At 67.3% G+C, this 26,454-nt stretch carries 14 protein-coding genes; 10 read left to right on the forward strand and 4 right to left on the reverse strand.

The window, feature by feature from the left end:
• The first annotated feature begins 229 nt into the window (after positions 1–229).
• The 7 genes from ACZ1JS_RS12435 to ACZ1JS_RS12465 all read left to right on the forward strand — a co-directional run bounded on the left by ACZ1JS_RS12435 (position 230) and on the right by ACZ1JS_RS12465 (position 17,173).
• Entirely contained in the window at positions 230–2,992 is a 2,763-nt protein-coding gene (locus tag ACZ1JS_RS12435) for a TonB-dependent receptor (RefSeq protein WP_465166330.1), read from the forward strand.
• A gap of 140 nt (positions 2,993–3,132) precedes the next feature.
• Entirely contained in the window at positions 3,133–5,418 is a 2,286-nt protein-coding gene (locus ACZ1JS_RS12440) for a beta-N-acetylhexosaminidase (RefSeq protein ID WP_465166331.1), read from the forward strand.
• Positions 5,415–8,027, forward strand: coding sequence for a beta-mannosidase (locus ACZ1JS_RS12445; protein ID WP_465166332.1), 2,613 nt, complete (start codon positions 5,415–5,417; stop codon positions 8,025–8,027). Before ACZ1JS_RS12440 ends, ACZ1JS_RS12445 begins: the two co-directional genes overlap by 4 nt.
• On the forward strand, positions 8,024–10,618 hold the full coding sequence (locus ACZ1JS_RS12450; protein ID WP_465166333.1) for a glycoside hydrolase family 3 C-terminal domain-containing protein: 2,595 nt from the start codon (positions 8,024–8,026) through the stop codon (positions 10,616–10,618). Before ACZ1JS_RS12445 ends, ACZ1JS_RS12450 begins: the two co-directional genes overlap by 4 nt.
• The gene (locus ACZ1JS_RS12455; protein ID WP_465166334.1) at positions 10,615–12,909 is read left to right on the forward strand and encodes a GH92 family glycosyl hydrolase; all 2,295 of its coding nucleotides are present in this window, start codon (positions 10,615–10,617) and stop codon (positions 12,907–12,909) included. Before ACZ1JS_RS12450 ends, ACZ1JS_RS12455 begins: the two co-directional genes overlap by 4 nt.
• Before the next feature lie 233 nt (positions 12,910–13,142).
• Positions 13,143–15,260 (forward strand): hypothetical protein, encoded by a 2,118-nt coding sequence (locus ACZ1JS_RS12460; protein WP_465168688.1) that lies wholly within the window; start codon positions 13,143–13,145, stop codon positions 15,258–15,260.
• A complete protein-coding gene (locus tag ACZ1JS_RS12465; RefSeq protein ID WP_465166335.1) occupies positions 15,257–17,173 on the forward strand; it encodes an alpha-L-fucosidase in 1,917 nt (638 codons plus the stop codon). Before ACZ1JS_RS12460 ends, ACZ1JS_RS12465 begins: the two co-directional genes overlap by 4 nt.
• Positions 17,174–17,248: 75 nt before the next feature.
• On the opposite strand, the gene galA is transcribed toward ACZ1JS_RS12465, so the two are convergent.
• Complete coding sequence (galA, locus tag ACZ1JS_RS12470; RefSeq protein ID WP_465168689.1) at positions 17,249–20,146, reverse strand: beta-galactosidase GalA; 2,898 nt, start codon at positions 20,144–20,146, stop codon at positions 17,249–17,251.
• Between the two features lie 20 nt (positions 20,147–20,166).
• Positions 20,167–20,910 carry a copper homeostasis protein CutC gene (locus ACZ1JS_RS12475; protein ID WP_465166336.1) on the reverse strand — a complete coding sequence of 248 codons (744 nt, stop codon included), beginning with the start codon at positions 20,908–20,910 and terminating at the stop codon, positions 20,167–20,169.
• 379 nt (positions 20,911–21,289) lie between these two features.
• Here ACZ1JS_RS12475 and rplJ point away from each other — a divergent pair, with 379 nt between their 5' ends.
• The 3 genes from rplJ to ACZ1JS_RS12490 all read left to right on the forward strand — a co-directional run bounded on the left by rplJ (position 21,290) and on the right by ACZ1JS_RS12490 (position 23,577).
• Entirely contained in the window at positions 21,290–21,805 is a 516-nt protein-coding gene (gene rplJ, locus ACZ1JS_RS12480) for a 50S ribosomal protein L10 (protein WP_055761025.1), read from the forward strand.
• A gap of 48 nt (positions 21,806–21,853) precedes the next feature.
• Positions 21,854–22,231: a 50S ribosomal protein L7/L12 gene (rplL, locus tag ACZ1JS_RS12485; protein WP_242119864.1), complete on the forward strand. Its 378-nt coding sequence runs from the start codon at positions 21,854–21,856 to the stop codon at positions 22,229–22,231.
• A 251-nt stretch (positions 22,232–22,482) separates the two neighbouring features.
• The gene (locus ACZ1JS_RS12490; protein ID WP_465166337.1) at positions 22,483–23,577 is read left to right on the forward strand and encodes an energy transducer TonB; all 1,095 of its coding nucleotides are present in this window, start codon (positions 22,483–22,485) and stop codon (positions 23,575–23,577) included.
• 35 nt (positions 23,578–23,612) lie between these two features.
• Here ACZ1JS_RS12490 and ACZ1JS_RS12495 read toward each other — a convergent pair whose 3' ends face one another.
• The gene (locus ACZ1JS_RS12495) at positions 23,613–25,025 is read right to left on the reverse strand and encodes a M16 family metallopeptidase (protein WP_465166338.1); all 1,413 of its coding nucleotides are present in this window, start codon (positions 25,023–25,025) and stop codon (positions 23,613–23,615) included.
• A gap of 1 nt (position 25,026) precedes the next feature.
• Positions 25,027–26,436 (reverse strand): M16 family metallopeptidase, encoded by a 1,410-nt coding sequence (locus tag ACZ1JS_RS12500; RefSeq protein WP_465166339.1) that lies wholly within the window; start codon positions 26,434–26,436, stop codon positions 25,027–25,029.
• Positions 26,437–26,454 lie beyond the last annotated feature (18 nt).

Below are 26,454 nucleotides of genomic sequence, written 5' to 3' on the forward strand. Positions count from 1 at the left end.
AGGACCACCTTTTCCGCCAATCACGGCCGCCCAGAAGACGGATTTTCTCACCAGTGCATCTCTTTTTCATTTTTATGTAGATTTTATGATTGAAATTGGTCACATTGCATTCGACCAAAACGAGCTTGCATGGTGCCAATATAGTACCAGAGCACGACGCACGTCGTCTTTGCCCGTCGCGGCCAATCGGGGAGGGCGCATATCGCGCCCAATAGAAGGGGTAGGGACCATGGCTTTCTCGCGTTTCGCATATTTAGCCTCCACCGCGCTGGTCGCAGTGGCGACACCGGCACTGGCACAGGAAGCGCCCACGTCGACACCGCCGTCGTCGACCGAAGCGGAAGGCGGCGACGACATCGTCGTTACCGGTATCCGCGGCTCGCTCCGCAACGCCATCAACGTCAAGAAGCAGGCCAACGCCGTCGTCGACGTCATCTCGGCGGAGGATATCGGCAAGTTCCCTGACCGCAACGTCGCCGAGTCTCTGTCGCACATCCCGGGCGTATCGATCGACCGCCGCTTCGGCGAGGGTGAAAAGGTCGCGATCCTCGGCACCGATCCGGCGCTGAACCGCATGCTGCTCGATGGCCATGCGCTCGCCTCGGCCGATTGGGGCGGCAACGACAACGATCCGTCCAGCCGTACCTTCAACTATTCGCTGCTGGCACCCGAACTGGTCGACCGGCTCGAAGTGTACAAGTCGCCCGAACCCCGGATTGAAGAAGGCAGCCTGGGCGGCACGGTGATCGTTCGGACCCGCCGCCCGCTCGACCTCGCCGCGAATTCGGTTTTCGCCTCGGGCGGCTATTCGTACAACGACCGCGCCGACAAGGGGAACATCCGCGGATCGGGGCTGTACAGCTGGAAGAACGCCGCCGAGACCTTCGGCTTCCTCGTCGCCGCGACCTATGACAAGCAGAACCTGACCCGTGCCGGCGTCGAGTTTTTCGGATACCAGAGCGGCGCCGACTTCTTCCAGAAGAACGCCGACGGCAGCGTGCGGCGCGACGCGTCGGGCCAAGGCATCTTGCTGAACCCGAACGCCACGATCAGCGGCGGCAGCAAGGATGACCTGATCGCCGCGGTCGCACCCTTCGGCATCAACTACGCCTATTTCCAGCAGACCCGCGAGCGCGCCAGCGTGTCGGGCACCGTGCAGTTCCGCCCGGCCGAGAACCTGACCTTCTCGCTCAACGGCCTGCACATCGATGGCAAGTACAACAACTACAGCCAGTCGATGTACACCATCCCGGTCGCTTGGACCGGCAGCGTGCTGCAATCGGCGACGGTCGCCAACGGCGTCGTCACCGCCGCCAGCTTCGGCGCAGCACCGAACCAGAGCGCACAGCTCGACACGCTGGTGCGACGCACGTCGCTGAAGACCGACAACATCAACCTGTTTGCCGACTGGGAAAGCGACGGCGGCGCCAAGGTGTCGTTCCTCGGCGGCTGGTCGAAGGCAACCGGTGGTCGCAACCCCGAATATCTGTTCAACGTGCAGACCAAGCTGCCGTTCAGCTATTCGTTCACCCCGGAGTCGGCCGAGGTCAATTTCGTCGGCGACCTGACCGACCCGGCGAACTACTTCACCAATCCGAACAACAACCCTGCCCAGATTGAAGGCCGCCCGGTGCTGGGCGCCAATGGAGCGCAGCTGGTTGCGGCCCAGATTGGCGGTCTCGATTACAGCGTGACCACCGATCGCGACGCCTTTGCCGGCTATGACGCGACCATCCCGGTTTCGTTCGGTCCGTTCACCGAAATCCTGCTGGGCAGCCGTTTCACCGAACACGTCAACCGCGTCGATGCGCGTGGCATCAACACCTACCTGACCAGCTCGCGCACCGGTGCACAGCTTGGCGTCGAGACGTCCGTCACCCCCGATGGCACCTTTGCGGGCAGCGGCGGCAGCGGCAATGCGACCAAGTATATCAACCTGTCCGAACAGGCGGTGATCGACATCCTGGCCGGCGCGATCAACAGCCCGCTGGTCAACAAGATCGGTGCATCGACCAAGGTCAAGGAAACCGTCGCAGCATCGTACGTCCAGGCGAATTTCGACCAGGGCGGGTTCCGCGGCAACATCGGTGGTCGCCTCGTCTATACGCAGGACGTTTCGAACTACGCGACGACGCTCAGCAACACGGTCAATCCCCAGCCGGTGCCGACGACCACCGCAACCGACTATCTGAAGTTCCTGCCCAGCGTGAACGTCGCCTATTCCTTCTCGCCGCAGTTCATCGTGCGCGGCGCGGTGGCCAAGGTGATTTCGCGTCCACGCTATCAGGATCTCGCGGCAGCGACGTCGCTCAACGACATCACCCTTGATGGCGGCGGCGGCAACCCGAACCTGAAGCCGTATGAATCGGTCAATTACGAACTGACCGCCGAATGGTATCCGCGCGCCGGGTCGCTGATCGCGGGTGAATTGTTCCGTCGGGATATCAGCAACTACATTATCAACACCCGCACCAATCAGGTGTTCTTCAACTCGCTGCAGAACCGGCTGACGACCTACAACGTCAATCAGCCGATCAACGGCGGCAAGGCGACGGTAAACGGCGCGTTGATCTCGGCACAGAGCGAAATCTGGGGCGGTTTCGGCTTGCAGGCGAACTATTCCTATCAGGAAAGCTCGACTTCGTCGGTCGATACCACCGGGGCGGAACTCAACCTGCCGTATCTGTCGAAGCACACGGTCAACGTGATCCCGTATTTCGAGAGCGGCATTTTCCAGACCCGCCTGAGCTACAACTATCGCTCCAGCTATTTCCGCACGATCGGTCGCCTGAACTCGCGCGAAATGGTGGCACCGTACAGCCAGCTCGACCTCTCGGCATCGATTAACGTGACGCCGCAAGTCACGCTGACCGTGAATGCCCAGAACCTGCTCGACGAAACCTATTACCAGTATAACGCGACCCGCGATCGTCCGACTGCGTTCTACAAGAACGGTCGTACCTTCGCAGCCAGCGTTGCGTTCCGCCTATAAAAGGGGCCGGCGATACGGGGGGCGCGGCCCGCGCTCCCCGCTTCGTCAGAGGCCCCGGCTTTGCCGGGGCCTTTTTTCGTTCGGGCCGCTAGAGTTTCGGGCGGGCACGAATCGGCCTGCCACCCAGGGGGAGTATCCGCGTGAAGCATCTGATCCGGGCGGCACTGGCCGCGACGACGGCGACCATCGCGCCGGTCCATGCACAGACCGCCCCGCTCCTCCCCCTGCCCGCACAGGTGACGCCGGCCAGGGGAGCGATCACCATCGGCAACGGCGCGGGCGTCGTCGTGCCGGCCGGCGATACCGCTGCCGCCACCGCCGCACGGCTGCTGGCCGACCGGGTCAAGGTCGATCGCGGCCTGACGCTGACCACCGCGACCACCGGCGCGATCCGCTTCGTGCGCGACGCGGCCATCGCTGGCGACGAAGCGTACCGCCTGACCGTCAGCGCGAAGGGGATCACCATCGCCGCCAGCGGCGACCGCGGGCTGCTCTGGGGCGCGATGACGCTGGCGCAGCTGCTCAGTCCCGACACCGCCTTCGGCAGGCCGGTCCGCGTCGCCGCGACCACCATCGACGATGCGCCGCGCTTTCGCTGGCGCGGGCTGATGGTCGACGTCACCCGCTCGTTCCAGCCGATCGACACGCTCTATCCGGTCATCGACACCATGGCCGCGCAGAAGCTGAACACGCTGCACATGCACCTGTCGGACGATCAGGGATGGCGCGTCGAGATCAAGCGCTATCCGAAGCTGACCGAGATCGGGGCGTTCCGTGAACCGCCCGTCGCCGGTGGCCAGCCGGGACCGAAGGTCGGCGGCTTCTATACGCAGGACGAACTGCGCAAGCTGGTCGCCTATGCCGCCGAACGCGGCATCACCATCGTCCCCGAAATCGACATGCCCGGCCATGCCCAGGCGGCCGTCGCGGCCTATCCGGAAGAGGTCGGCGTGCTCGGCGATCGCCCGCCGGTCGGCCATGACTGGGGCGTCAATCCGTGGCTCTTCTCCCCCTCCCCGCGCAGCATGACCTTCATCAAGAACGTGCTCGACGAGCTGATCGACATTTTCCCGAGCCAGTTCATCCATGTCGGCGGCGACGAGGCGGTCAAGGACCAGTGGCAACGCTCGCCGGAGGTGCAGGCGCAGATGAAGGCGCTGGGCCTCAAGACCGAGAACCAGATGCAGGGCTGGATGATCTCCGAGCTCGGCAAATATCTGGCGTCGAAGAACCGTCGCCTGATCGGCTGGGACGAAATCCTCGAAGGCGACGTGCCGACCAGCGCGACCGTCATGTCGTGGCGCGGCGAGGCGGGCGCGGTCGAGGCGGCGAACAAGGGGCATGACGTCGTCATGTCGCCCGCCCCCAACCTCTATCTCGACAATATCCAGTCGACCGCGGGCGACGAACCGCCCGGCCGCATCGGCCTCCAGACGCTGGAGATGGTCTATGGCTATGAACCCGTCCGCCCCGGCGTGACGGCAGAGGCCGCCGCGCATGTGCTCGGCGCGCAGGGCAATGCCTGGTCCGAATATCTGGCGACGGCCAAGCAGAAGGAACACGCCACCTTCCCGCGCCTGTCGGCGATCGCCGAGTTCACGTGGAGCCCGCGCGACAAGCGCGACTGGAAGGGGTTCGTCACCCGCCTCCAGCCGCAGATGCTGCGCTATCAGCGGCAGGGCATCGCCGCCGCCGACGCCGCCTTCGCGGTCACCTACACGCTCGACGGCGCCAAGGGCGACGTGCTGCGCGGCAAGTCGCCGAAGCTGACGCTCGCCACCCAGACCGGTGCCGGCACGATCCGCTACACGACGGACGGCAGCCAGCCGACCGCCCGCTCGCGCACCTACGCAGCGCCGATCGCGCTCAAGCCCGGACAGGTCGTGACCGCCACCGCCTTCGCCAAGGACGGCCACCCGCTCGCCGAACCGCGCCGCTTCGACGCGACGCGCCCCGCCTTGCTCCGCGCGACCGGCAGCAGCGACATGGTCGCCTGTCCCAAGGGCGCGCTTGGTCTCCGCGTGCCGCTGGTATCGGGGCAGAGCGGCGACGCCCCCGCCTACAATGTCAACATCTTCGACACCTGTACCCAGGCGCCGAACATGCCGCTCGACGTAGCACAGGCGTTCAAGGTCACTGTCGCCCGCCTGCCGCGCCACTATGGCCTCGCCCATGACGAGGGCAAGGTCCGCCTCCACTATGCCGTCACCCGCTATGGCGAACTGGTGATGCGCGTCGGCGGCTGCGACGGCATCGTCGCCGCGACCTTCCCGCTGCCCGATCCCGACACCGCACCCAACCGGTTCGACTTTACCGGCACCTTCCCGAAACAGCCGGGCGATGCGGATATCTGCCTGCAATTCACCTCGCCGCTATCCGACCCCTTCTACACCGTCGACACGCTGCAACTGGAAGACGCCAAGTGAAGCCTGCCCTGTTCCTGCTGCTCGCCGCCGCCCCCGCCGCGCTATGGGCGGCGCCGCGCGAAACGGTGACGCTCGACAAGGGCTGGGAAGTCCGCCTCGCGCCGGGCGATCCGGCGGCGAAGGACCATCCCAAGGCCGCACGCTGGCTGTCGGCAAAGGTGCCCGGCTATGTCCAGACCGACCTGATCGCGGCGAAGATCACGCCCGATCCGTTCGTCCGGCTGAACGAAGCAACGATCCAATGGGTCGGACGCAGCGACTGGGACTATCGCGGACGCCTGAACGCCACCCCCGCGCTACTCGCGCGCGACCATGTCGACCTCGTGTTCGACGGGCTCGACACCTTTGCCGAAGTGTTCGTCAACGGCACCAAGCTGCTCGCCGCCGACAATGCCCATCGCCGCTGGCGCGCCGACGCCAAACCGCTGCTGAAGGCCGGCGCGAACGAGATCCGCATCGCGTTCAAATCGCCTTTGGGCGTGCTGAAGCCGATGGTCGCCAACATCGAGAACCCGCTGCCCGGCGAATATGATTCGACCGCCGGCGACGAGCCGGAGGGGCGGCAGACCTCACCCTATATCCGCAAGCCCAAATATCATTATGGCTGGGACTGGGGTCCCCGCATTATCAACGTCGGACCCAATGGCCCGGTCAAGGTCGATGCATGGGATGACGTGCGCATCGACACCCTGCGCGTACAGCAGGAGGCGGTGACCCCGGCCGAGGCCCGCCTGTCCGCCGACGTCACGCTGATCGCCGATCGTGACGCGACCGTGCAGGTCGACGCGATCGTCACCGCCCCCGATGGCGCCAAGGTCCGCGCGACCCGCACCGTCGCGGTGACGGCAGGCGAGAACCGGGTAAGCGTGCCGCTCGCCATCGCCAAACCGCAGCTCTGGTACCCCGCCGGCTATGGCGCCCAGCCGCTCTACACCGTCGCCACCGAAACCCGGCTCGACGGCGAACTGGTCGACAGCCAGCAGCGTGTCACCGGCATCCGCACCGTCGAACTGGTCCGGAGCAAGGACGCGATCGGGCGCGGCTTCCTGTTCAGGATCAACGGCATTCCGGTGTTCGCCAAGGGCGCGAACCTGATCCCGTTCGACAGCTTCGGCCCGCGCGTCACCGACGCCTATATGGCGAAGATCATGGGCGACGCGCAGGCGGCGAACATGAACATGCTGCGCATCTGGGGCGGCGGCATGTATCTGCCCGACAGCTTCTTCGACACTGCCGACCGGCTGGGGCTGATGATCTGGTCCGACTTCATGTTCGGCGGCGCGATCACCCCCTACGATCCCGATTATCGCGAAAGCGTGAAGATCGAGGCCGAGGAACAGGTCGACCGGGTACAGGCGCATCCCTCGATCGTCTTGTGGTCGGGCAATAACGAGGTGCTGTCGGGCTGGGAGGGCTGGAGCGACCGCACCGCCTTCAAGAAGCGCGTCGGGGCCGACGAACAGGAACGCGTCGGCGTCGGCATGGCGATCCTGTTCGACCGCGTGCTGCGCGACGCCGCCGAACGCCGCGATGCCGACGTGCCCTATTGGCCGGGCAGCCCGAGCGCAAATTACGAGGGCAAGCCCGATCAGGACGGCAATGGCGACCGCCATTATTGGGACGTTTGGGGCGGCAAGAAACCCGCCACCGCCTATCTCGACAGCTGCCCGCGCTTCATGTCCGAATATGGGCTGCAGGCGATGCCCGACATGGCGACCATCGCGAAGTTCGCCAAACCCGGCGACTATGCCGTCGACTCCCCGGTAATGACGGCGCACCAGAAGTTCCTGAAGGGTGCCGGGCAACAGCGGCTGCTCGACTATATCCGCATGCGCTATCGCGAACCCCGCGACTTCGCCGACTTCGTCTATCTCAGCCAGGTCATGCAGGCCGACGGCATCCAGCTCGGCGCACTCCACCACCGCGCCTGCCGCCCGGTCACCAGCGGCTCGCTCTACTGGCAGTTGAACGACGTCTGGCCCGGCGCGTCATGGTCGAGCATCGACTATTATGGCCGGTGGAAGGCGCTACACTTCGCCGCCCGCCGCTTCTATGCCCCGCTCGCCATCTCGGCGGCGCGCAAGGCGGAGGGACCGACCGAGGTCGCGCTGATCTCCGACGTGACCCGGCCGGTCACCGCCCGCTGGCGGGTGCGGACGATGGATGTCGCGGGCAAGGTCGCCAGCCAGTTCGAACGCGCGGTGCAACTGCCTGCCTTGTCGTCGACGAAGATCGCGACGCTGACCGACGCCGATCTGTTCAAGGGCGCCGATCCCAAGCGCAGCTTTGCCGTGTTCGAACTGCTGGTCGACGGCAGGGTCGCCTCGCGCGCACTGGTCTCCGCTCTCCCCGAAAAGGCGATGGACCTGCCCGATCCCGGCCTCGTCACGCGCTGGTCGACGGTCGACGGCAAGCCGGCGCTGACCGTGACCGCCACCCGCCTCGCCCGCGCGCTGTGGATCGGCTTCGGTACCTTGGACGTGCAGGCGTCGGACAATTTCCTCGACCTGTTGCCGGGCGAGAGCGTGACGGTGACGATCGCGGGCAAGGCGTCGACCGGCGCGCTGAAGAAAGCGCTGCGCCTGCAAACGCTGGGAGCGAACAAGTGAGCATCCTTCTCGCCCTGCTCGCCGGCGCGGGTCAATCCGATGTTCGGCCCGACCCGCAGATCGCCGCGACCATCGCCGCGATGACCCCGGCGGAAAAGGCGGCGCAACTGCAAAGCACCGCCCCGGCACAAGGCGATGTCCTGCCCGCCTATGACTATTGGAACGAGGCGCTACACGGCCTCGCCCGCAACGGGGTCGCCACCGTCTTTCCGCAGGCGATCGGCCTCGCGGCGACATGGGACGCGCCGCTGATGGAGCGGATCGGCACCGTCGTCTCGACCGAGGCGCGCGCCAAATATAATGCGCTGCCGGGCAAGAACCGGCGCCGCTATGAGGGGCTGACCATCTGGTCGCCCAACATCAACATCTTCCGCGATCCGCGCTGGGGTCGCGGCATGGAAACCTATGGCGAGGATCCGGTGCTGACCGGCGCGCTGGCGGTCGGCTATGTGCGCGGGCTGCAGGGGCCGGACCCGCTGCAACCCCGCGTCATCGCCACGCCCAAGCATCTGGTCGCGCATAGCGGGCCGGAGGCGGGCCGCGACGCGTTCAGCGTGCAGACCGCGCCCTATGACATGGAGGCGACCTACCTTCCCGCCTTCCGCCGCGCGCTGACCGAGGGGAAGGCGCAATCGGTGATGTGCGCCTATAACGGCGTCCACGGGGTGCCGGTGTGCGCCGCCGACTGGCTGCTCAACCAGCGCATCCGACGCGACTGGGGCTGGAACGGGCTGGTCGTGTCCGACTGCGACGCGATCGGCAATATCGCCCATTATCAGCGCTATGCCCTCGACAACGCCGCCGGCTCCGCCGCCGCGATCAATGCCGGCATGGATCTGAATTGCGGCTCGGCCTATGCCGCGTTGCCCAAGGCGCTCGAACGCGGGCTGACGACGCAAGGCACGATCGACCGCGCGCTGGAACGAACGTTCGAGGTCCGCAAGCGCCTCGGCGACGCGTTCGGCACCAGCAGCCGCTGGGACTCGATCCCGGCCGGCGCGCTCCACACCCCCGCCAACCGCGCGCTGGCGTTGGAAGCGGCGCGCAAGTCGCTGGTGCTGCTCCAGAACAACGGCGTCCTGCCCCTGAAGCGCGGCGCGAAGATCGCGGTCGTCGGCCCGAATGCCGACAGCCTCGACGTGCTGGAGGCCAATTACAACGGCACCTCGGCCGATCCGGTCACGCCGCTGCACGGCCTGACCGACCGCTTCGGCGTCACCTATGCGCAGGGATCGACACTGGCAGAGGGCGTGCCCCTCCCCGTGCCGCAGACCGCGTTCGGATCGGGGCTGAAGGCCGAATATTTCGCTGACCCGGCGATGACCGGCACCCCGGCGCTGACCCGCACCGACCGCACCATCGATTTCAACTGGGCACGCACCAGCCCCGCCGCGAACCTGCCCGTCGACCGCTACGGCGTGCGCTGGACCGGCATGCTGACCCCGCCCGGGCCGGGTCGCTACACGCTGCGCATCGACATCAATCGCTGCTGGGACAAATGCTCGGGCCGCGACGCGGTGAAGCTGTGGGTCGATGGCCGCGACGTGCTGAGCGCCACCGGCACTGCGGCGGTCGAAGGCGCGGCGAACGACAGCAAGTCCGAACGGATGGAAGCGACCCTCGACTTCGCCGATACGTCGCCCAAGCCCTTCCGTTTAGACCTGACCCATGCCAGCACCGACGACAGCATCCGCCTGACGTGGATCGCCCCCGCCGATCCGCAGCGACAGCAGGCGGTCGCCGCCGCACGCAATGCCGATGCGGTGGTCGCGTTCGTCGGCCTGTCGCCGGCGGTCGAGGGGGAGGCGCTGCGCCTCGAGGTCGCCGGCTTCTCGGGCGGCGACCGCACCGACATCGCGCTGCCACAGGCGCAACAGCAACTGCTCGAAGCAGTCAAGGCGAGCGGCAAGCCGCTGATCGTCGTCCTCCTGTCGGGCAGCGCCGTCGCGATGGAATGGGCCAAGCAACACGCCGATGCGATCGTCGCCGGCTGGTATCCGGGCGAGGTCGGCGGCACCGCCATCGCCGACCTGCTCGACGGCACGACCAACCCGTCGGGCCGCCTGCCGGTCACCTTCTATGCGAAGACGAGCGACCTGCCCGCCTTCGTCGACTATAATATGAAGGGCCGCACCTATCGCTATTTCGACGGCCAGCCGCTCTGGGCCTTCGGTCATGGTCTCAGCTACACCAGCTATGCCTATGCCGATGCCAAGGCCCCCGCGACCCTGACCGCCGGCCAGCCGCTCACCGTCACCGCCCGCGTCACCAACACCGGCAAACGCGCCGGTGAGGAGGTCGCGCAGGCCTATCTGATCGCGCCCGACAATCTCAACAGGATCGGCGCATGGAACGACCCGGTTCTGCGCCACAGCCTCGTCGGTTTCCAGCGCGTCGCGCTGAAGCCCGGTCAGGCGAAGACGGTGACCTTCACCCTCGACCCGCGCCTGCTCAGCACCGTGTCGCTCGACGGCACCCGCGCGGTGCGGCCGGGCGCCTATCGCCTGTTCATCGGCGGCGGCCAGCCGGGCGATACGACCGGACAGCACGTCGCCTTCACCATCACCGGCACGCAGGAGTTGCCGAAATGACCATGTTCTCGCGTCGCGCCCTGCTCGGCGGCACCGCCGCGCTGGCGCTGGTCGATGCACTCCCCGTCGGCGCGGCGGGCACCGCCCCCGCCAGGCCCGACCTGTTCATCGGCACCGGCGGCGACGGCCATACCTTTCCCGGCGCGACCATGCCGTTCGGGATGGTGCAGCTTTCGCCCGACACCGATACCGCGCGCTGGGCGACCTGTTCGGGCTATCACAAGGGCGACAGCTCGATCCTCGGCTTCAGCCACACGCATTTGTCGGGCACCGGCATCGGCGACATGCTCGACGTGCTGGTCGTGCCGACGCGCGGCCCGGTCTTGCTTGACGGCGGCCCGCTCGACGATCCCGACAAGGGCTATCGCCAGCGCTACAAGGACGAGGTCGCCGAACCCGGCTATTACGCCGTCACCCTCGAAAGCGGGGTGCGCGCCGAACTGACCGTCACCGACCGCACCGGCATCCAGCGCCATCGCTTCCCCGCCGGCCCCGGCCATATCCTGATTGACCTGTCGCATCTGGTGATGGAGGGGCCGAACCAGTCGCCCTATATCGACGAAGCCGCGCTCTCGCTCGAAGCCGATGGCACCCTGACCGGCACCCGCCGCGTCTTCCGCTGGGCGAAGGGCCGCCGCATCTTCTTCGCGATGCAAGTGTCGCGCAAACCCGACCGCATCGAATTCTTCGGCGACGGCGACACGCCCGCCGGCAGCAAGGGCGTGACCGGCAAGCGCCTGAAGGCCGTCCTCCACTATGACGACGCCGGCGCCGCCCCCATCGTCATCCGCACCGGCATCTCGGCGGTCGACCTGACCGGCGCAAAGGCCAACCTAACCGCCGAAGCGAAGCATTGGGACTTCGACCGCTACGCCCGCGCCGCCCGCGCGGCATGGGCAAGCGAACTCGACCTGATCCGGTTCGAGGGCGGCACCCCGCAGCAACGGACCGTCGCCGCATCGGCGCTGTACCACGCCTCGATCGGCCCGACGCTCTTCTCCGACACCGATGGCCGCTATATCGGCCTCGACCGCCAGACGCATAGCGTCCCGCGCGGCGAGCAGGCCTACAGCGCCTATTCGCTCTGGGACACCTATCGCGCCTTCCATCCGCTCCAGACGCTGATCCGCCCGGCGCGGACACAGACCTTCGTCCGCGACCTGATCCGCCAGACGCAGCAAAGCCCCTATGGTCCGCCCGTCTGGCCGCTACAGGGGGTGGAGACCGGCTGCATGATCGGCTGGCACGCCGTGCCCGTAATGGCAGAAGCGCGCGCGAAAGGCATCGCCGCCGACTATGCCGCCGCATGGGGCGGCGTAAGCAAGCGCTCGTTCGACTGGTCGACGCCCAATCTCGACAACAGCATCGGCGTGCGCGCCTATGACGAACTCGGCTATGCGCCCGCCGACCGCATCTTCGAAAGCGTGTCGAAGACGCTCGAATTTTCCTATGACGACTATGCTGGCGCGTTCATCGCCGATGCGGCGGGCGACGCCGCCTGCGCCGCGCGCCTACGCAAGCGGTCGGGCAACTGGCGCAACGTGTTCGACGCGAAGATCGGCTTCGCGCGCGGTCGGATGGCGAACGGGGAATGGGCCGAACCCTATGCCCCCAATGCGCTGGGCCATTCGAAGAAATGGCGCGATTTCACCGAAAGCAATGGCTGGCAGGCGACCTTCCTCAACCAGCATGACGTCCATGGGCTGATCGCGGCGATGGGCGGCGATTCCGCGTTCGAGGCGAAGCTCGACGGCCTGTTCACCGCCTCCTCCGAACTCCCCGCCGACGCCCCGCCCGATATTTCGGGGCTGGTCGGCCAATATGCGCATGGCAACGAACCCAGCCACCATGTCGCATACCTGTATGCCTATTGCGGCAGCCCCTGGAAGACGCAGGCGATGGTCCGCCGCCTGCTGACCGAAATGTATCACGACCGCCCCGACGGCATCATCGGCAACGACGATTGCGGCCAGATGAGCGCGTGGTACCTCCTGTCCGCGCTCGGCTTCTATCCCGTCGATCCGGTCAGCGCGACCTATGTGCTCGGCAGCCCGCTGTTCGATCGCGCGACGGTACAGGTCGGCGGCGGCCGCAAGCTGATCGTCGAGGCACGCGGCAACGCCCCCGACCGCCCCTATGTCCGCGCCGTCACCTGGAACGGCCGCCCCTGGACCAAAAGCTGGATCGCCCACGCCGAATTGGCGAAGGGCGGACGGCTGGTGTTCGACATGGCCGCCGAACCGAACAAGGCATTCGGCCGCGCGCCGCAGGACCGACCGGCCGCCAAGTGATCCTCGCCACGCTCCTCGCCACTGCCGCGCCGCTGATAGTACCGCTCGATGCCGCCTGCGTCGTCGGTAGCGATCCGGCGGCGCAAGTGTTGCGCGAACGGCTGGCGGAGCGGGGAGCGGTGTGTCCCTCCCCGACCAATCCCACCGACCCCAAACCGTCGCCCCAGCGCAGGCTGGGGCCTCTCCCGGCTCCTGTCCCGCCCGAGAACCAAGAGATCCCAGCCTCCGCTGGGATGACGCCCGTGGCGATCCGGTTCGTATCGGCAAGGCTCGCCCCCGAATCCTTCGCCATCACCACCGGCCGCCACAGCATCACCATCCGCGCCGCGACCACCCGCGCCCGCCTGTTCGCCGCCGGGTGGCTGCTGCGCCATCTCGACAAGCTCACCCTCACCGCCCCGACCCACATCGCCGAAGCCCCGGCGATGGCGATCCGTGGTACCCAGATCGGCTACCGGCCCAAGAACAACAGCTATGACGCATGGACCGTCGCCATGCTGACCCGCCGGATCGAGGATTTCGCGCTGCTCGGCGGCAACCGCATCCAGTTCGTCGCGCCCGTGTCCGACGATGCCGCCACCTCGCCGCTATCGCCGCTGCCCGCCACCGAAACGCTGGTCGCGGTCGCGGCGGCCACGCATCGCCTCGGCCTCGACGTCGCGCTCTTCTACCCGCTGCTGCGCGACTACGACAAACCCGGGGCCACGCAGGCCGAAGTCGCCGACGTCACCACCCTCGCCGCGAAACTGCCGGCACTCGACGCGCTCTACATTCCCGGCGGCGATCCCGGCCATACCGCGCCCGACCGGCTGTTCCCGGTGGCCGAACGCATCGCCGCCGCGCTGCGCCAGCGCTTCGTGCACGCCGAAGTGCTGCTGTCGACGCAGGGCTTCGACGCCGCCGGCCTGAACGCCTTCCACGCACAACTTGCAAAGCGCCCGCGCTGGCTGACCGCGATCTTCGTCGGCCCACAGACCCGCGACAGCATCGCCGAGCATCGCCGCCGCATCGCCGGCCGCTTCCCCATCGAAACCTACCCCGACACCGCGCATACCATGCACGCGCAATTCCCGATCCCCGACTGGCACCCGGCCTTCGCGCTCACCGAAGGTCGCGAACCGGTCAACCCGCGCCCCGCCGCGACGACGCGCATCTTCGCCTATCTCGCCCCCGGCACGCGCGGCTTCGTGACCTATAGCGAAGGGGTCAATGACGACTGGAACGTCAGCCAGTGGTTCCGCCTCGGCTGGAACCCGGCAACGCCCGCCACCGACGTCGCTGCCGACTATGCCCGCATGTTCGTCGGCGACAACACGTTCGCCGCCGTACCGGACGCACTCGAGGCCAATTGGCGCGGCGACCCCTCGGCCAATGCCGGGATCGACGCCACCGCCCGGCTGGTCGCCGATCTTCGCCCCGCGCCATGGGCCGACTGGCGCATCGACCTCTATCGCTACCGCGCCACCTATGACGCGCTGGTCCGCCACCGCCTGATCGCCGCCAAGGCGAATGAGGGCGAGGCACGCTGGACGCTGCGACAGGCCCCGGCGATCGGCGCGGAGGCCACCGTCGCCGCCGCCCGCTTCGCCTATGCCCGTCCCGAACCGGCGGTCGTCGCCCCGCTGCGCGCCGATCTGACCGCGATCGCCGATCGCCTGTGGGATCGCGCCCGGATGCAGTTGTCGGTGCCGCGCCACGGCGCTTCCAACTGGGAACGCGGCGCCAATCTCGACCGCGCCGATATCGAACTGAACGACCGCAATGTCGTCGAGGCGGAGATGGCCGAGGCGCTGACCCATCAAGACGCCGCCGCCCGGCTCGTTGCGATCGGCGACCCATGGCGCAGCCGCGACATGGCGATCTACGACGATCTCGGCGATCCGACCGCCGAACCGCATCTGGTGCGCGGCCCCGGTTTCGATGCCGACCCTCAATCGCTCGACAGCGCGATCGACGGCGTCGCCGACCATATCCCCGATCAGGGCTGGCGCATGGCCGATCTGAGCTATGCCGAGGGGCTGTACGAAACCCCCGTGCGCCTGTCCTATACCGGGCTGGAGCGGGGTCGCCGCTACCGCCTGGTCGCGCGCTGGGCGGGGGAGGGCTATGCGCTGCCGATGCGGCTGACCGGCGACGGTGTCGAACTCCACGGTTTCCGCGCGCGTAACGGCGAACGCGAGACGGTGGAAACCGCCATCCCGCAAACCCTTACCGCCGATGGCGCGCTGACCCTCGAATGGCATCGCCCGCCGGGCGTCGGCGGCGGCGGGCGCGGTCATCAGATCGCGCAGACCTGGCTGATCCCCGAACCCCTTGTCCCCGAATCAAACGCACCCGGAGCAGAGCAATGAAGTTTTCCCGCCGCAGCCTGATGGGCAGCAGCCTGATCGCCGGTGCCGCCGCCTGCACCCCGCGCGTGTCGCCCGTCGCGGCGGCCGGTGGCGGCGGCAACCGCGTCCTGCCCCCGGCATGGGGTGCGACGCCGTCGCCGCGCCAGCTCAAATGGCACGACCATCGCCAATACGGCTTCATCCATTTCTCGATCAACACCTTCACCGACAAGGAATGGGGCTATGGCGACGAAGACCCCGCTTTGTTCAACCCGACCGATTTCGACCCCGATCAGATCGTCGCGGCGGCCAAGGCGGGCGAACTTACCGGCCTGATCCTGACCGCCAAGCATCATGACGGTTTCTGCCTGTGGCCGACGATGTTGACCGAACATTGCATCCGCAATTCGCCCTATAAACAGGGGAAAGGCGACATTGTCGGCGAACTCGCGGCGGCATGCCGGCGTGGCGGTATCAACTTCGGCGTGTACCTGTCCCCATGGGACCGCAACCGCGCCGACTATGGTACGCCCAGCTACATCACCTATTACCGTGCCCAGCTGACCGAACTCTGCACCCGGTATGGCGAGTTGTTCGAAGTGTGGTTCGACGGCGCGAACGGCGGCGACGGCTATTATGGCGGCGCGCGCGAGACGCGGAAAATCGATGCGGTTCAATACTATAACTGGCCCTCGATCATCGCCTTGGTCCACGAACTGCAACCGAACGCCTGCACCTTCGATCCGCTGGGCGCCGATATCCGCTGGGTCGGGAACGAGGACGGCCACGCCGCCGACCCGTGCTGGCCGACCATGCCGAACCACCCCTATGACCAGACCGAAGGTAACACCGGCGTGCGCGGCGCCGAACTATGGTGGCCGGCGGAGACCAACGTCTCGATCCGGCCGGGCTGGTTCTACCATGCCGATGAGGATGCGCAGGTAAAATTACCGAGCAAAATCATGGAAATGTACAATGACTCGGTCGGTCATGGTACGACCTTCCACCTGAACCTGCCCCCCGATCGCCGGGGCCGGATCCACGACCGCGACGTCGCAAGCCTGACCGCCTTCGGCAACGCGCTCCGTGCAACCTTTGGCAACAACCAGGCCGATGGCGCGGTCGCCACCGCCAGCGCCGACCTGCCCGGGGCTTCGGCCAAATTCGTCAATGACGGCCGCCCCGACACCTTCTGGCTCGCCCCGCCGGAAGCGAAAAACGCCAGCCTTATCCTCGACCTGCCGCCCGGCCGCAGCTTCGACACCATCCGGTTGCAGGAATGGCTGCCGCTGGGCCTGCGCGTCACCCGCTTCGCCATCGACGTGTCCGACGGCGGCGACCAGTGGACGACCGTCGCCGAAAAGGACATGGTCGGCCCGCAGCGCCTCATACGCCTGCCCGAGCCGATCAGCCCCCGCCGCGTCCGCTTCCGCACCGTCGCCGCCGAAGCCGGTCCGGCGATCCGCGAATTCGCGCTGTTTCAGTCTGTTGCGCCGGTCGACCTGCCCCCGCTGAAGGTCAGCGACGCGAGCATCGTCGACCGCACCGGCTGGAAGATCACCGCCGCCAGCGCGCCCGGCGGCGAAGCGATCCTCGACGCCAGCCCCCGCACCGCATGGGTCAGCCCCGCGCCTGCATCGCTGACGATCGACATGGGCCGCGGCGAGACGATTGCCGGCTTCACCCTGACCCCGACCCGACATGTCGATCCGCAGGCCGCCCCGCCGATGAAGTATCGCGTCGAAACCAGCATGGATGGCAAGAGCTGGACGCCGGGCGGCGAAGGCGAGTTCCAGAACATCAACTACGCCCGCGCGACCCAGCGGCTGCCCTTCCCGAAGGCGCGGCCGGCCCGCTACCTCCGCTTCGCCTTCCCGCAACCGGCGGTGCCGGCGCCGGCGATTGCCGTCGCGGAAATCGGCGCCTTCCGGTGAGGTAGCGCCCGTTCCCTGCTTCTAACCGCACATAGCCGTTCGGTTCGCAAACGGGAGGGAGCAAGGGGGCGGTCGCTATCCCTTCGGCGCGACCCGCACCGTGCCGTTGAATCCCGACCGCGTATTGGGTTGCGCCTCGACGATCACCGCGATGGTCTTCGCCCCCGGCGGGATCGACGCGACCAGCGGCGCGGCGGCGAAGTCGGTCTTGGCCGCGACCGCCTTGCCATCGACAAAGACCCTGGCCCGCCCGTCGATCCGGGCGAAGGTGACGTTGCCGCCTTCCTCCACCACCCGCCGCCGGACCGGCAGCGTGGCGCGATACAGGCGGAACGACGCGCCCGCTTCCGGCCCCGTCGTGTTGCCGCTGCGGGTAAAGTCCCAACTGTTATTGTCGTTGACCGGCGGGATCAGCGCCGGATCGGGCGCGGTCGCGAACGAAGGCGACCGCCGCCAATTCAGGATGAACGCCCCCGGCGGCGTCACCGCCACCTGCGCCCGCGGGGTCGCCGCGACCCGGTCGATCACCAGCCGCGCCGGGCGCAGTCCGTCGGCACTGGCAACGATCGCCACCTTGCCGCGTCCCTCGCCCGCCTGCACCAGCATCTGCGCGAGGCCGTTGAACAGCGACCGCTGCGGCGCCTTCTCGCTTTCATGGCTGTTGGGATCGCCATTGCCGACGCCGATCAACGTCGCGCCATCGATGGTGAAGCGGGTCATCCGGTTCTCGGTCGGCACATGCCGCCCCTTCGCATCGACCGCATCGATCGTGACCGGCACGACATCCTCATTGTCGCCCAGCATCTGGCGCCGCGCCGGCGTCAGCCGTAGCGCGACCGCCGGCCCCGCTGTCTCATGCACCGCCCGCGCGACCTCGCGCCCGCCCTTCAGCGCGCTCGCCTCCAGCCTGCCCGGCGCATAGGGGACGGTGAAGCTGTTGCCCATGATCCGGTCGACCGCCTGCTCGCCGATCACCCGGCCGTTGAGCACCACGCGCACCCGTTCGGCATTGCTGGTGACGAGCAGCGCGATCGGCTGCCCTTCCTTGCCCGGCCATGTCCAGTGCGGCGCGATGCCGACCACGGCCGTGTCGTCGATCCAGTGCGCGCGATGGATGTCATAGGCGGTCTTGGGAAAACCACACAGGTCGAGGATGCCGAAGAAGCTGGCGATGGTCGGCCAGGTGAACGGCGTCGGTTCGCCATGATAGTCGAACCCGGTCCAGACGAACCCGCCGGCGATGAAACGACGTTTGGCGATCTCCGCCCATGCCTTGCGATGCGTCGCGCCCCATGGTGCGGCTTCGTCGTCCATCGACGACAGGACATGGCGTTCCTGATCGGTCGCATAGGCGCCGCGCGTCATGAACGCGCTGGTGTCCTCCGACGACGTGCTCGGCTTGGCGGGGTTCAGCGCGTGGAACTTGTCGTAATCGCCCTGATAATAGTTGAACCCCATGACATCGACCACGCTCGACACATTCTGCGGGTCGTAGAAGCTGCCGTTCATCGCCGCCGTCACCGGCCGGCTGTCGTCCAGCGCATGGACATGGGCGGCCATCCGCCGCACCATCTCGACGCCCGCTTCGGTGCCCTGCATCGGTTCCTCGTTAAAGACCGACCACAGGATGATGCTGGGATGATTGCGATGCGCCCGGACAAGCCATTCGAGCTGCGCCATATTCTCCGGCGCCGGGTTGAATATCCGGTTCTCGTCCATCAAGACGAACCCCATCCGGTCACATAGCTGGTAGAACGCCTCGGCCTGCGCATTGTGCGAGCAGCGGATGGCGTTGACGCCGGTGTCCTTCATCCGTTGCAACCGCCATTCGAGCAGCGCGTCGGGCACCGCCACGCCGACCCCGGCATGGTCCTGATGCAGGCACACGCCCTTCAGCTTGACGTGCCGGTCGTTCAGGAAGAATCCTTGTTCGGCATCGAAGCGGATCGTGCGAAACCCGATCGGAATGCGCCGTTCGTCGCCGCCGCCCGGCGCATCGGTCGTCACCCGGACGGTGTAGAGCGTCGGCGTCTCGATCGACCAGCGCACCGGATTGTCGACGGGCAGCGTAATTGCGACCTCCGCCTGCGCCAGCGGCTGCAACTGCGCCTGCCCGCGAGCGCTGCCGATCACCTTCCCCGCCGGATCGAGCAGGTCGACCAGCACGTTCGCCATCGCCGCCTCGCGCGCGATGCTGTCCAGCGTCACGGTGACCGGCACGCTCCAGCGACCATCGCCACCGAGCCGCGGATCGCAATGCACGCCATAGGTCGCGATCGACACCGGCGGACGCTTCGACAGCCAGACATGGCGGTACAGGCCCGCGCCTTCGTACCACCAGCCTTCCATGGCGTTGGCGTCGACGCGAATGGCGATGACGTTCAATTCGTCGCCGAAGCGCGCGAACGGCGTCAGGTCGATATCGATCGCATTATAGCCCGAAAAATTGCGCGCGACGATGCTGCCGTTGATCCAGATCGTCGCCGCGGTCGCGATCGCCCCGAAGTGCAGTTCCAGCCTTTTGCCGCGATCCGCGGGGTCGAGCCGCAGCGTCCGGCGATACCAGCCGATCCCGCGCGGGCGATAGCCCTGCGCGACATTGGCGGTCTCGACGAACCCCTGCGCCGACGCCCAGTCGTGCGGCAGCGTCACCTCCGCCCAGTCGCTATCGTCATGGTCCATCGCCGCCGCACCGCGCGCATTGCCGGCCTTGGCGTTGCTATACGTATCGTCATGGGTGACCGGCAGCGGCGGGGTGATGTCGCCCTCGTGGAACAGCCAGCCGCGCGCCAGCAGCGTCCGGGACGGATCCTCGACGGGCAAGCGTTCGAACAAGCCGTCGCGCGGGGCAAGGCCGTGCAGCAAACCGTTCGGCTCGGTCGCGCGCGGTGCGGCCAGCGCCCGCATCGGCAGGGTCGCCACCGCCAGCGTTCCCGCCGTTCCGGTCAGCAGGGCGCGCCGCCCAAGGGGCATGAAGCTCATCCGATCTCTCCTTATTCGTCGATCGCGGCGCGCAGCGCCCGCACGACCATCGCATCGGTCCGGGCCAGTCCCGGCCTGGCAAAGCCCAGCGCCTGCACCAGCGCATCGTCCTGCGGCACGGCCACCCCGGCAGAGGCATGGACCTCCCCCGCGCCCGTCGCGGTCAGCAGCGCCGCGACATTGTCCGGCCGAACGCCCGATCCCGGCATCACCACGATGCGCCCCGCCGCCGCGCGCGTCATCGCCGCGATCACCCCCGCCCCGTCGACGGCCCGCACCGCACCGCCCGAGGTCAGGATGCGTGCAAAGCCGTGCGCGATCGCCGGTTCGATCGCCGCGACCGGATCGGACAGCAGGTCGACCGCGCGGTGCAGCGTCAGGTCGATATCGCCCCGCACCGTCCGCACGGCGGCAACCCATTGCTCCGTGACCGCTTCGTCGATCGAACCGCCCCGCACCGCCCCGAACACCAGCCCGTCGACCCCGGCGGCGATCAGCGCCCGCGCATCGGCGATCGCGGTCGCGACCTCGTTTGGCGAATAGTCGAAATCGCCCGCGCGGGGCCGGACCATGGCATGGACCCGAACGCCCGCCATCCGTGCCCGCGCGACGACGAGAGCGGTCAGGCCCGGCGACGGCGTCAGTCCGCCGACCGACAGCGCCCCGCACAATTCGACCCGGTCCGCGCCCCCGGCAATGGCGGCATCGAACCCCGCCACACTGTCGATACAGATTTCCAGCGTCGTGCGCGCCATGCGACCCCCGTCGGTTTGTAAGACTAATGAAGCGTCGTCGCCGAAGGTCAAGCGGCTTCCCGTGCTTGACTCCTGCACGGGTCCGGCATAAGCGCGCGGCCAAGCGTCGTGGCAGGATTCGTCCATGTCCGACGTCCGTCCGAGACAGCAGGTGCGGGTTCCCCGCTTAATGTCCTGCCGAGGCGGGGAATGCGTTATATCGCCGGGCGCAGCTTTCGCCACGCCGGGCCAGCCATGGGAAATCCGCGCGACTGCCCGGTTCCTTCGCATGGCGACCATGCCCCTTCACGGACTGTCGCCCCGTTCGTCGCAACCGCGACGCGCGGATTGTACGCGGGCGTTTTCCGGTTCGGGAACCGCCCCAGTTAAGGAGAACGGCATGGATCGCACTCAGAAGAGTGAAGCCGTCGCCGAGCTGAACCGCACCTTCAACGAGGTCGGCGTGGTGGTCGTCACCCGCAACCTCGGCATGACCGTCGCGCAATCGACGGGCCTGCGCAACAAGATGCGTGACGCCGGCGCGAGCTACAAGGTCTCGAAGAACCGTCTTGCCCGGATCGCAGCCGAAGGCACGCCGTACGCGGTGATCGCCGACCTGCTGACCGGCCCGACGGCGCTGGCGACGTCGACCGACCCCGTTGCCGCGGCACGGGTCATCAACGACTTCGCCAAGACGAACGACAAGATCGAGATCGTCGGTGGCGCGATGGGCGGTCAGCTCCTCGATGCGGAAGGTATCAAGGCGCTTGCCTCGCTGCCGTCGCTCGACGAACTGCGCGCCAAGATCGTCGGCCTCATCGTTGCCCCGGCAACGAAGCTGGCGACCATCACCCAGGCTCCCGCGGCACAGATCGCCCGGGTCCTGTCGGCATATGCGGAGAAGGACGCGGCCTGATCGGCGGCTTCCGACCAATTTACCCCTATCTGATTTACGGAGAATATCATGGCTGACCTGAACGCGCTCGTCGACCAGCTGAGCGAACTGACCGTCCTCGAAGCGGCTGAACTGTCGAAGCTGCTCGAAGAGAAGTGGGGCGTTTCGGCCGCTGCTGCCGTTGCTGCCGCTCCGGCCGCTGGCGGTGGCGCCGCTGCCCCGGCTGCTGAAGAGCAGACCGAATTCGACGTCATCCTGACCGGCGACGGCGGCAAGAAGATCAACGTCATCAAGGAAGTCCGCGCCATCACCGGTCTCGGCCTGACCGAAGCCAAGGCGCTGGTCGAAGGCGCTCCGAAGGCCGTCAAGGAAGGCGTCAACAAGGACGAAGCCGCCAAGATCAAGGCGCAGCTCGAAGGCGCCGGCGCGACCGTCGAAGTCAAGTAAGCCGCAGGCGGGGATCGACAGGCGGCGCCTGTCGCCCTCCGCCAAGGCCGGCCGGCGGGCCGAACGGCCCGACCGACGGGATCGAATTCACTTCGATCCCGGCTTGCACGGTAAGGAAAAGGGGCGGCCCCGAATGGGGACCGCCCCTTTTCGTTTCCGCCATGGCCACCGGATGCAGTTCCAAGCGCCATCCGGTAACCCGAAGCCGCGACGACTTGCGCGGGTCACAAAACGCCCGCATCCTGCGTGCCATGGCAATCGCTTCGCTCGCGCTGTTCCTGACGGCGGCCACCACTTCGGTCGTACCGCCGCCGTCCCAGCAACGTCTGGCCCAATGGAAGGCCGGCCCGGTTCGATGCGGCGGTACCGTCATTGATCCGGTACAACTAATCCGGTCGCGCCCCGAGCTGGCATGGGCCGAAGTGCCACTGAAGATGACGACCTTACGGTTCCGCATCGATGCGAGCGGTCGGCCGCTGTCGATCAAGCGGGAGGGCGGCGGCGATTATATCCCGTTCGGCAGCGATCTCATCCCCGCCTTCGCCGCGTCGCAGTTCGCGTCCGGCAGTCCGCGAGACGACTGCGCGATCGACTTCACGATCGAACTGGCTCCGCTCGCGATGGCCGACCGGGCCGACCTGATGGCCTATTCGCTCGACCAGAGCAGCGGGCAGTTGCCTCCCGAAGGCTGGGACCGGATCACGCCACCCGATACGGATTGCCGGCGTCGGCCGCATCCGGCGGAACTGTTGCGCGTCTATCCGGATTTCGAAAAGCTTCCTGGCACGCCGGGGGATCGGCAATGGTCGATGACCGGCTACGATCTCGACAAAAAGGGTCGCCCGATCAATGTGCGAACCGTTGCCGGTACCGGCGACGCAGCACTGGATGCGGCATCGCGCAAGGCCGTCGCGAAATCGCGATTCGTCGCAGGTGCGCGTACCGGCTGCATGTACCCCTATTGGCGTGGCCCGCTCCGGATCGCGGCACCACCCGCTCCGCCAGAAGATGCGTTCGGTCCGACCCCGCACTGCCCGGCCGCACCATGGGTGCAGCAACCGCGGCTGATCTATCCGCCAGCGTGGAACCGCCGCTCGATCGAAGGATGGGCGGTTGTCCAGTTCGATGTCGCTCCCTGGGGCGAAGTGGGCAACACCCGGGTGCTGGCAAATGAGCCGGCCGAGGATTTCGGTCGGGAAGCGATGCAGGTGGTCCGCACCGCGCGTCGCGCACCGTCGACGACCGGCGCCAGCGGTTGTATCGAACGCATCCGCTTTGCGATCCGACCACCCGAGACAGCGGCGAGCGCTGACGTGCCGCCGCCACCCCCGGTCGTCATCCAGTAACCCCGGGGCGGATCACGCCGCCCCGCCCCCCCCGTTCAAGGCACCGTCACCGTCTGCACCGGCACGCCCTTCAACTCGGGCAATGCGTCGAGCTGCGGCTTCACCTTGGCGAGGTCGCCGACCACGACCAGCGTGAACCGATCGAGCGGTAGATTCTGTTTGATCACGCTGCTGAACTGCGCGTCGCTGACCGCCATCGTCGCGGGCACATAGCGGTCGAGCCAGTCGGCGGGCAGGCCCAGCGCATCGCGCGTGGCGATCTGCCCGATCAGCGCAGCGCTGGCCGAACTGCGCAACACGAACAGCCCGGCATTGTAGCTGCGCATGCCCGCCGCTTCGTCCGCCCCCGGCGGGGTCGATTGCAGCGTCCGGATCTCGTGGAACACTTCCTTGAGCGATGCGCCCGTCACCGCGGTGGTGACGTCGGCGTCGAAGGTCCATGCGGCATCCCCGGGACGCTGGTCGATCCCCGATCCGGGCGAATAGGTGTAGCCCTTGTCCTCGCGGATGTTGCGGGTGATCCGCGACGAAAAGCTGCCGCCGAGCAGCGCGTTGGCGACGCGCATCGGGATGTCCTCCGCGCTGCCGGCCAGCGGCGCGGGCCAGGCGAGGCGGATCGTCGATTGCGGCGCGCCGGGGCGATCGACCAGCAGCACTCGCGGTCCCGGCGTGGCGGTCGGGACCAGCGACAGACGCGGCGGCCCCTTCTGCCAGTCGCCGAACGCCTTTTCGACCGCGGCCTTGACCGCCGCCGGATCGAACTGTCCCGCGACGTACAGCCGCGCGCGCTGCGCCCCGAAATTGGTGGCGTAGAAGCGCTTCACTTGATCGAGGGTATAGGCGTCGAGCTGCGCGGGGGTCGGCACCGTCCGGCCATAGGGGTGATCGCCATAGATGGCGCGGGCGAGCGCATAATCGGCGAGCGTGCCCGGCTGCGCCAGCGCCTGTGCCAGCGACCGCGCGCTGTTGGCCTTTACCCGCGCGAACTCGCCGGCGGGGAAGGTCGGCCGGCGCGCGACGTCGCCGACCAGTGCGACCGCCTGCGCCGCGAATTCGCTGAGGCCGCTCATGTTGATCGACGTGCCGGTATAGCTGGTCCCGACCGACAGATTGCCGCCCATGCCGGCCGCGGCGGTGGCGAGCGCGCTCGAATCGCGGCTCCCCGCCCCTTCCTTCAGCATGTTGCCGGTCAGGTCGGACAGCCAGGTATCGCGCCCCTCCTCCAGATTGCCGGCATAGACGCGCAGCATGATCGTGACCTTGGGCGCATTGCCATAGGGGATCAGCGTCACGCCCATGCCATTGGGCAGGGTATAAGTTTCCGAAGCCGGTACATTGAACGGCTTGGGCGCCCCGATTTCGGGCGCGGGCAGTGCCGGCGGCTGGGTCTGCGCGGCAAGCGGTGCCGCGATCAGCGCGAGGCCGGCGAGCAGGATCGAACGGCGCATCTCACTTGGCTCCCTGGGCTGCGGCATTGCCGGGCACGATGGTATAGATCGAGCGGTTGGTCGGGCGGAGATATTCCTGCGCCGTCTTCTGAATCAGCGCGGGGGTCACCTTGGCAAAGCACGCTTCGATCCGGTTCACCGCCTGCGGATCATTGTCGAACAGCGCATAGACGGCGAGCAGGTCGATCAGGCCGACCCGATTGCCGCCGTCGACCGACGAATACAGGTCGGAACGCAGCTTGGTGCGCGCACGGTCGAGTTCGGCGACGGTCACCGGCGTCGTGCGGAGCTGTTCGACGACCCCGTCGACCGCCTGTCGGATCTGCGCATCGGTGAATTTGGGGTCGTGGGTGAAGTTGAACGCCCACAGCATCGGGCCGTTGTAATTGTACATGTTGCCGAGATAGGCGTTGATCCCGCCCTGGAATTCGCCGGTGATACCGGTCTCGGCGATCAGCTTGCGCGACAGGCGGCTGTCGTCGCCCTGCAGCAACATCTGGTCGATCAGCCCCATCGCATACCATTCGGGCGTGCCCCGCGGCGGCATGTGATAGCCCGCCGCCCAGCCGGGCTTGGGTGCCAGCGCGTCGACGCGGCTGCGCGTCTTCTCCGCCGTCTGGCGCGGTTCCGCCAGGTCGGGCAGCACCACCGGCGCGCCCTTTTGCAGCGGGCCGAAATATTTGCGGACCATCGCCTCGGCCTGGGCATAGTCGATATCGCCCGCAACCACGAGGACCGCATTGTTCGGACGGTAGAACTCCGACTGGAACTGCTTGGCATCCGCGACGGTCGCCGCTTCGATCTCCTTCAGGTCGCCGTAAAAATTATGGCTGTTATACCAGTTGGTATTGGCCAGCATCGGCAGGTCGATCCACGGCCAGGTACCATAGGGCTGGTTGAGGACGTTGACCTTCACTTCGTTGCCGACGACGCCCTGCTGGTTCTTGAGCACCGTGTCGTCGATGACCGGGCGGGCCATGCGATCGGCCTCCAGCCACAGAATGCGTTCCAGCGCGTTCGACGGCACGATCTCGAAATAATTGGTGAAATCGAACCGGGTCGATCCGTTCAGCACGCCGCCGGCATTGCTGATCGTGCGGATGAAGACGCCCTTCGGCGCATTCTGCGATCCCTGGAACATCAGATGTTCGAACAGATGCGCGAAGCCGGTCCGCTCGCGCGGTTCGACGCGGAAACCGATGCCGTAATAGACGCCGACGGTGACGGTCGGGGCCAGCGTGTCGCGCGACAGCACGACCTTCAGCCCGTTGGGCAGCGTGAAATAACGCATGTCGATCGCAAGCTTCGCCGGTGCGGCGGCGGGGCGCGGTTGCGCCGCCACATTGGTCGCCATCGCCGGCAGCACGGCCAGCGCCGCCCCCAGCAACAGCCGTTTCATGATAGGCATCATCGGTCCCCCTTTTGCAAA

The organism is Sphingomonas sp. BL-S-05, assembly GCF_055521695.1.

Bases quoted from the DNA above. Each gene is read 5' to 3' on its own strand.
- rplL (WP_242119864.1), top strand. From the start codon at position 21,854: ATGGCTGACCTGAACGCGCTCGTCGACCAGCTGAGCGAACTGACCGTC.
- ACZ1JS_RS12500 (WP_465166339.1), bottom strand. From the start codon at position 26,436: ATGATGCCTATCATGAAACGGCTGTTGCTGGGGGCGGCGCTGGCCGTG.
- ACZ1JS_RS12475 (WP_465166336.1), bottom strand. From the start codon at position 20,910: ATGGCGCGCACGACGCTGGAAATCTGTATCGACAGTGTGGCGGGGTTC.
- galA (WP_465168689.1), bottom strand. From the start codon at position 20,146: ATGCCCCTTGGGCGGCGCGCCCTGCTGACCGGAACGGCGGGAACGCTG.
- rplJ (WP_055761025.1), top strand. From the start codon at position 21,290: ATGGATCGCACTCAGAAGAGTGAAGCCGTCGCCGAGCTGAACCGCACC.
- ACZ1JS_RS12495 (WP_465166338.1), bottom strand. From the start codon at position 25,025: ATGCGCCGTTCGATCCTGCTCGCCGGCCTCGCGCTGATCGCGGCACCG.
- ACZ1JS_RS12435 (WP_465166330.1), top strand. From the start codon at position 230: ATGGCTTTCTCGCGTTTCGCATATTTAGCCTCCACCGCGCTGGTCGCA.
- ACZ1JS_RS12455 (WP_465166334.1), top strand. From the start codon at position 10,615: ATGACCATGTTCTCGCGTCGCGCCCTGCTCGGCGGCACCGCCGCGCTG.
- ACZ1JS_RS12460 (WP_465168688.1), top strand. From the start codon at position 13,143: ATGACGCCCGTGGCGATCCGGTTCGTATCGGCAAGGCTCGCCCCCGAA.
- ACZ1JS_RS12465 (WP_465166335.1), top strand. From the start codon at position 15,257: ATGAAGTTTTCCCGCCGCAGCCTGATGGGCAGCAGCCTGATCGCCGGT.
- ACZ1JS_RS12490 (WP_465166337.1), top strand. From the start codon at position 22,483: ATGGCAATCGCTTCGCTCGCGCTGTTCCTGACGGCGGCCACCACTTCG.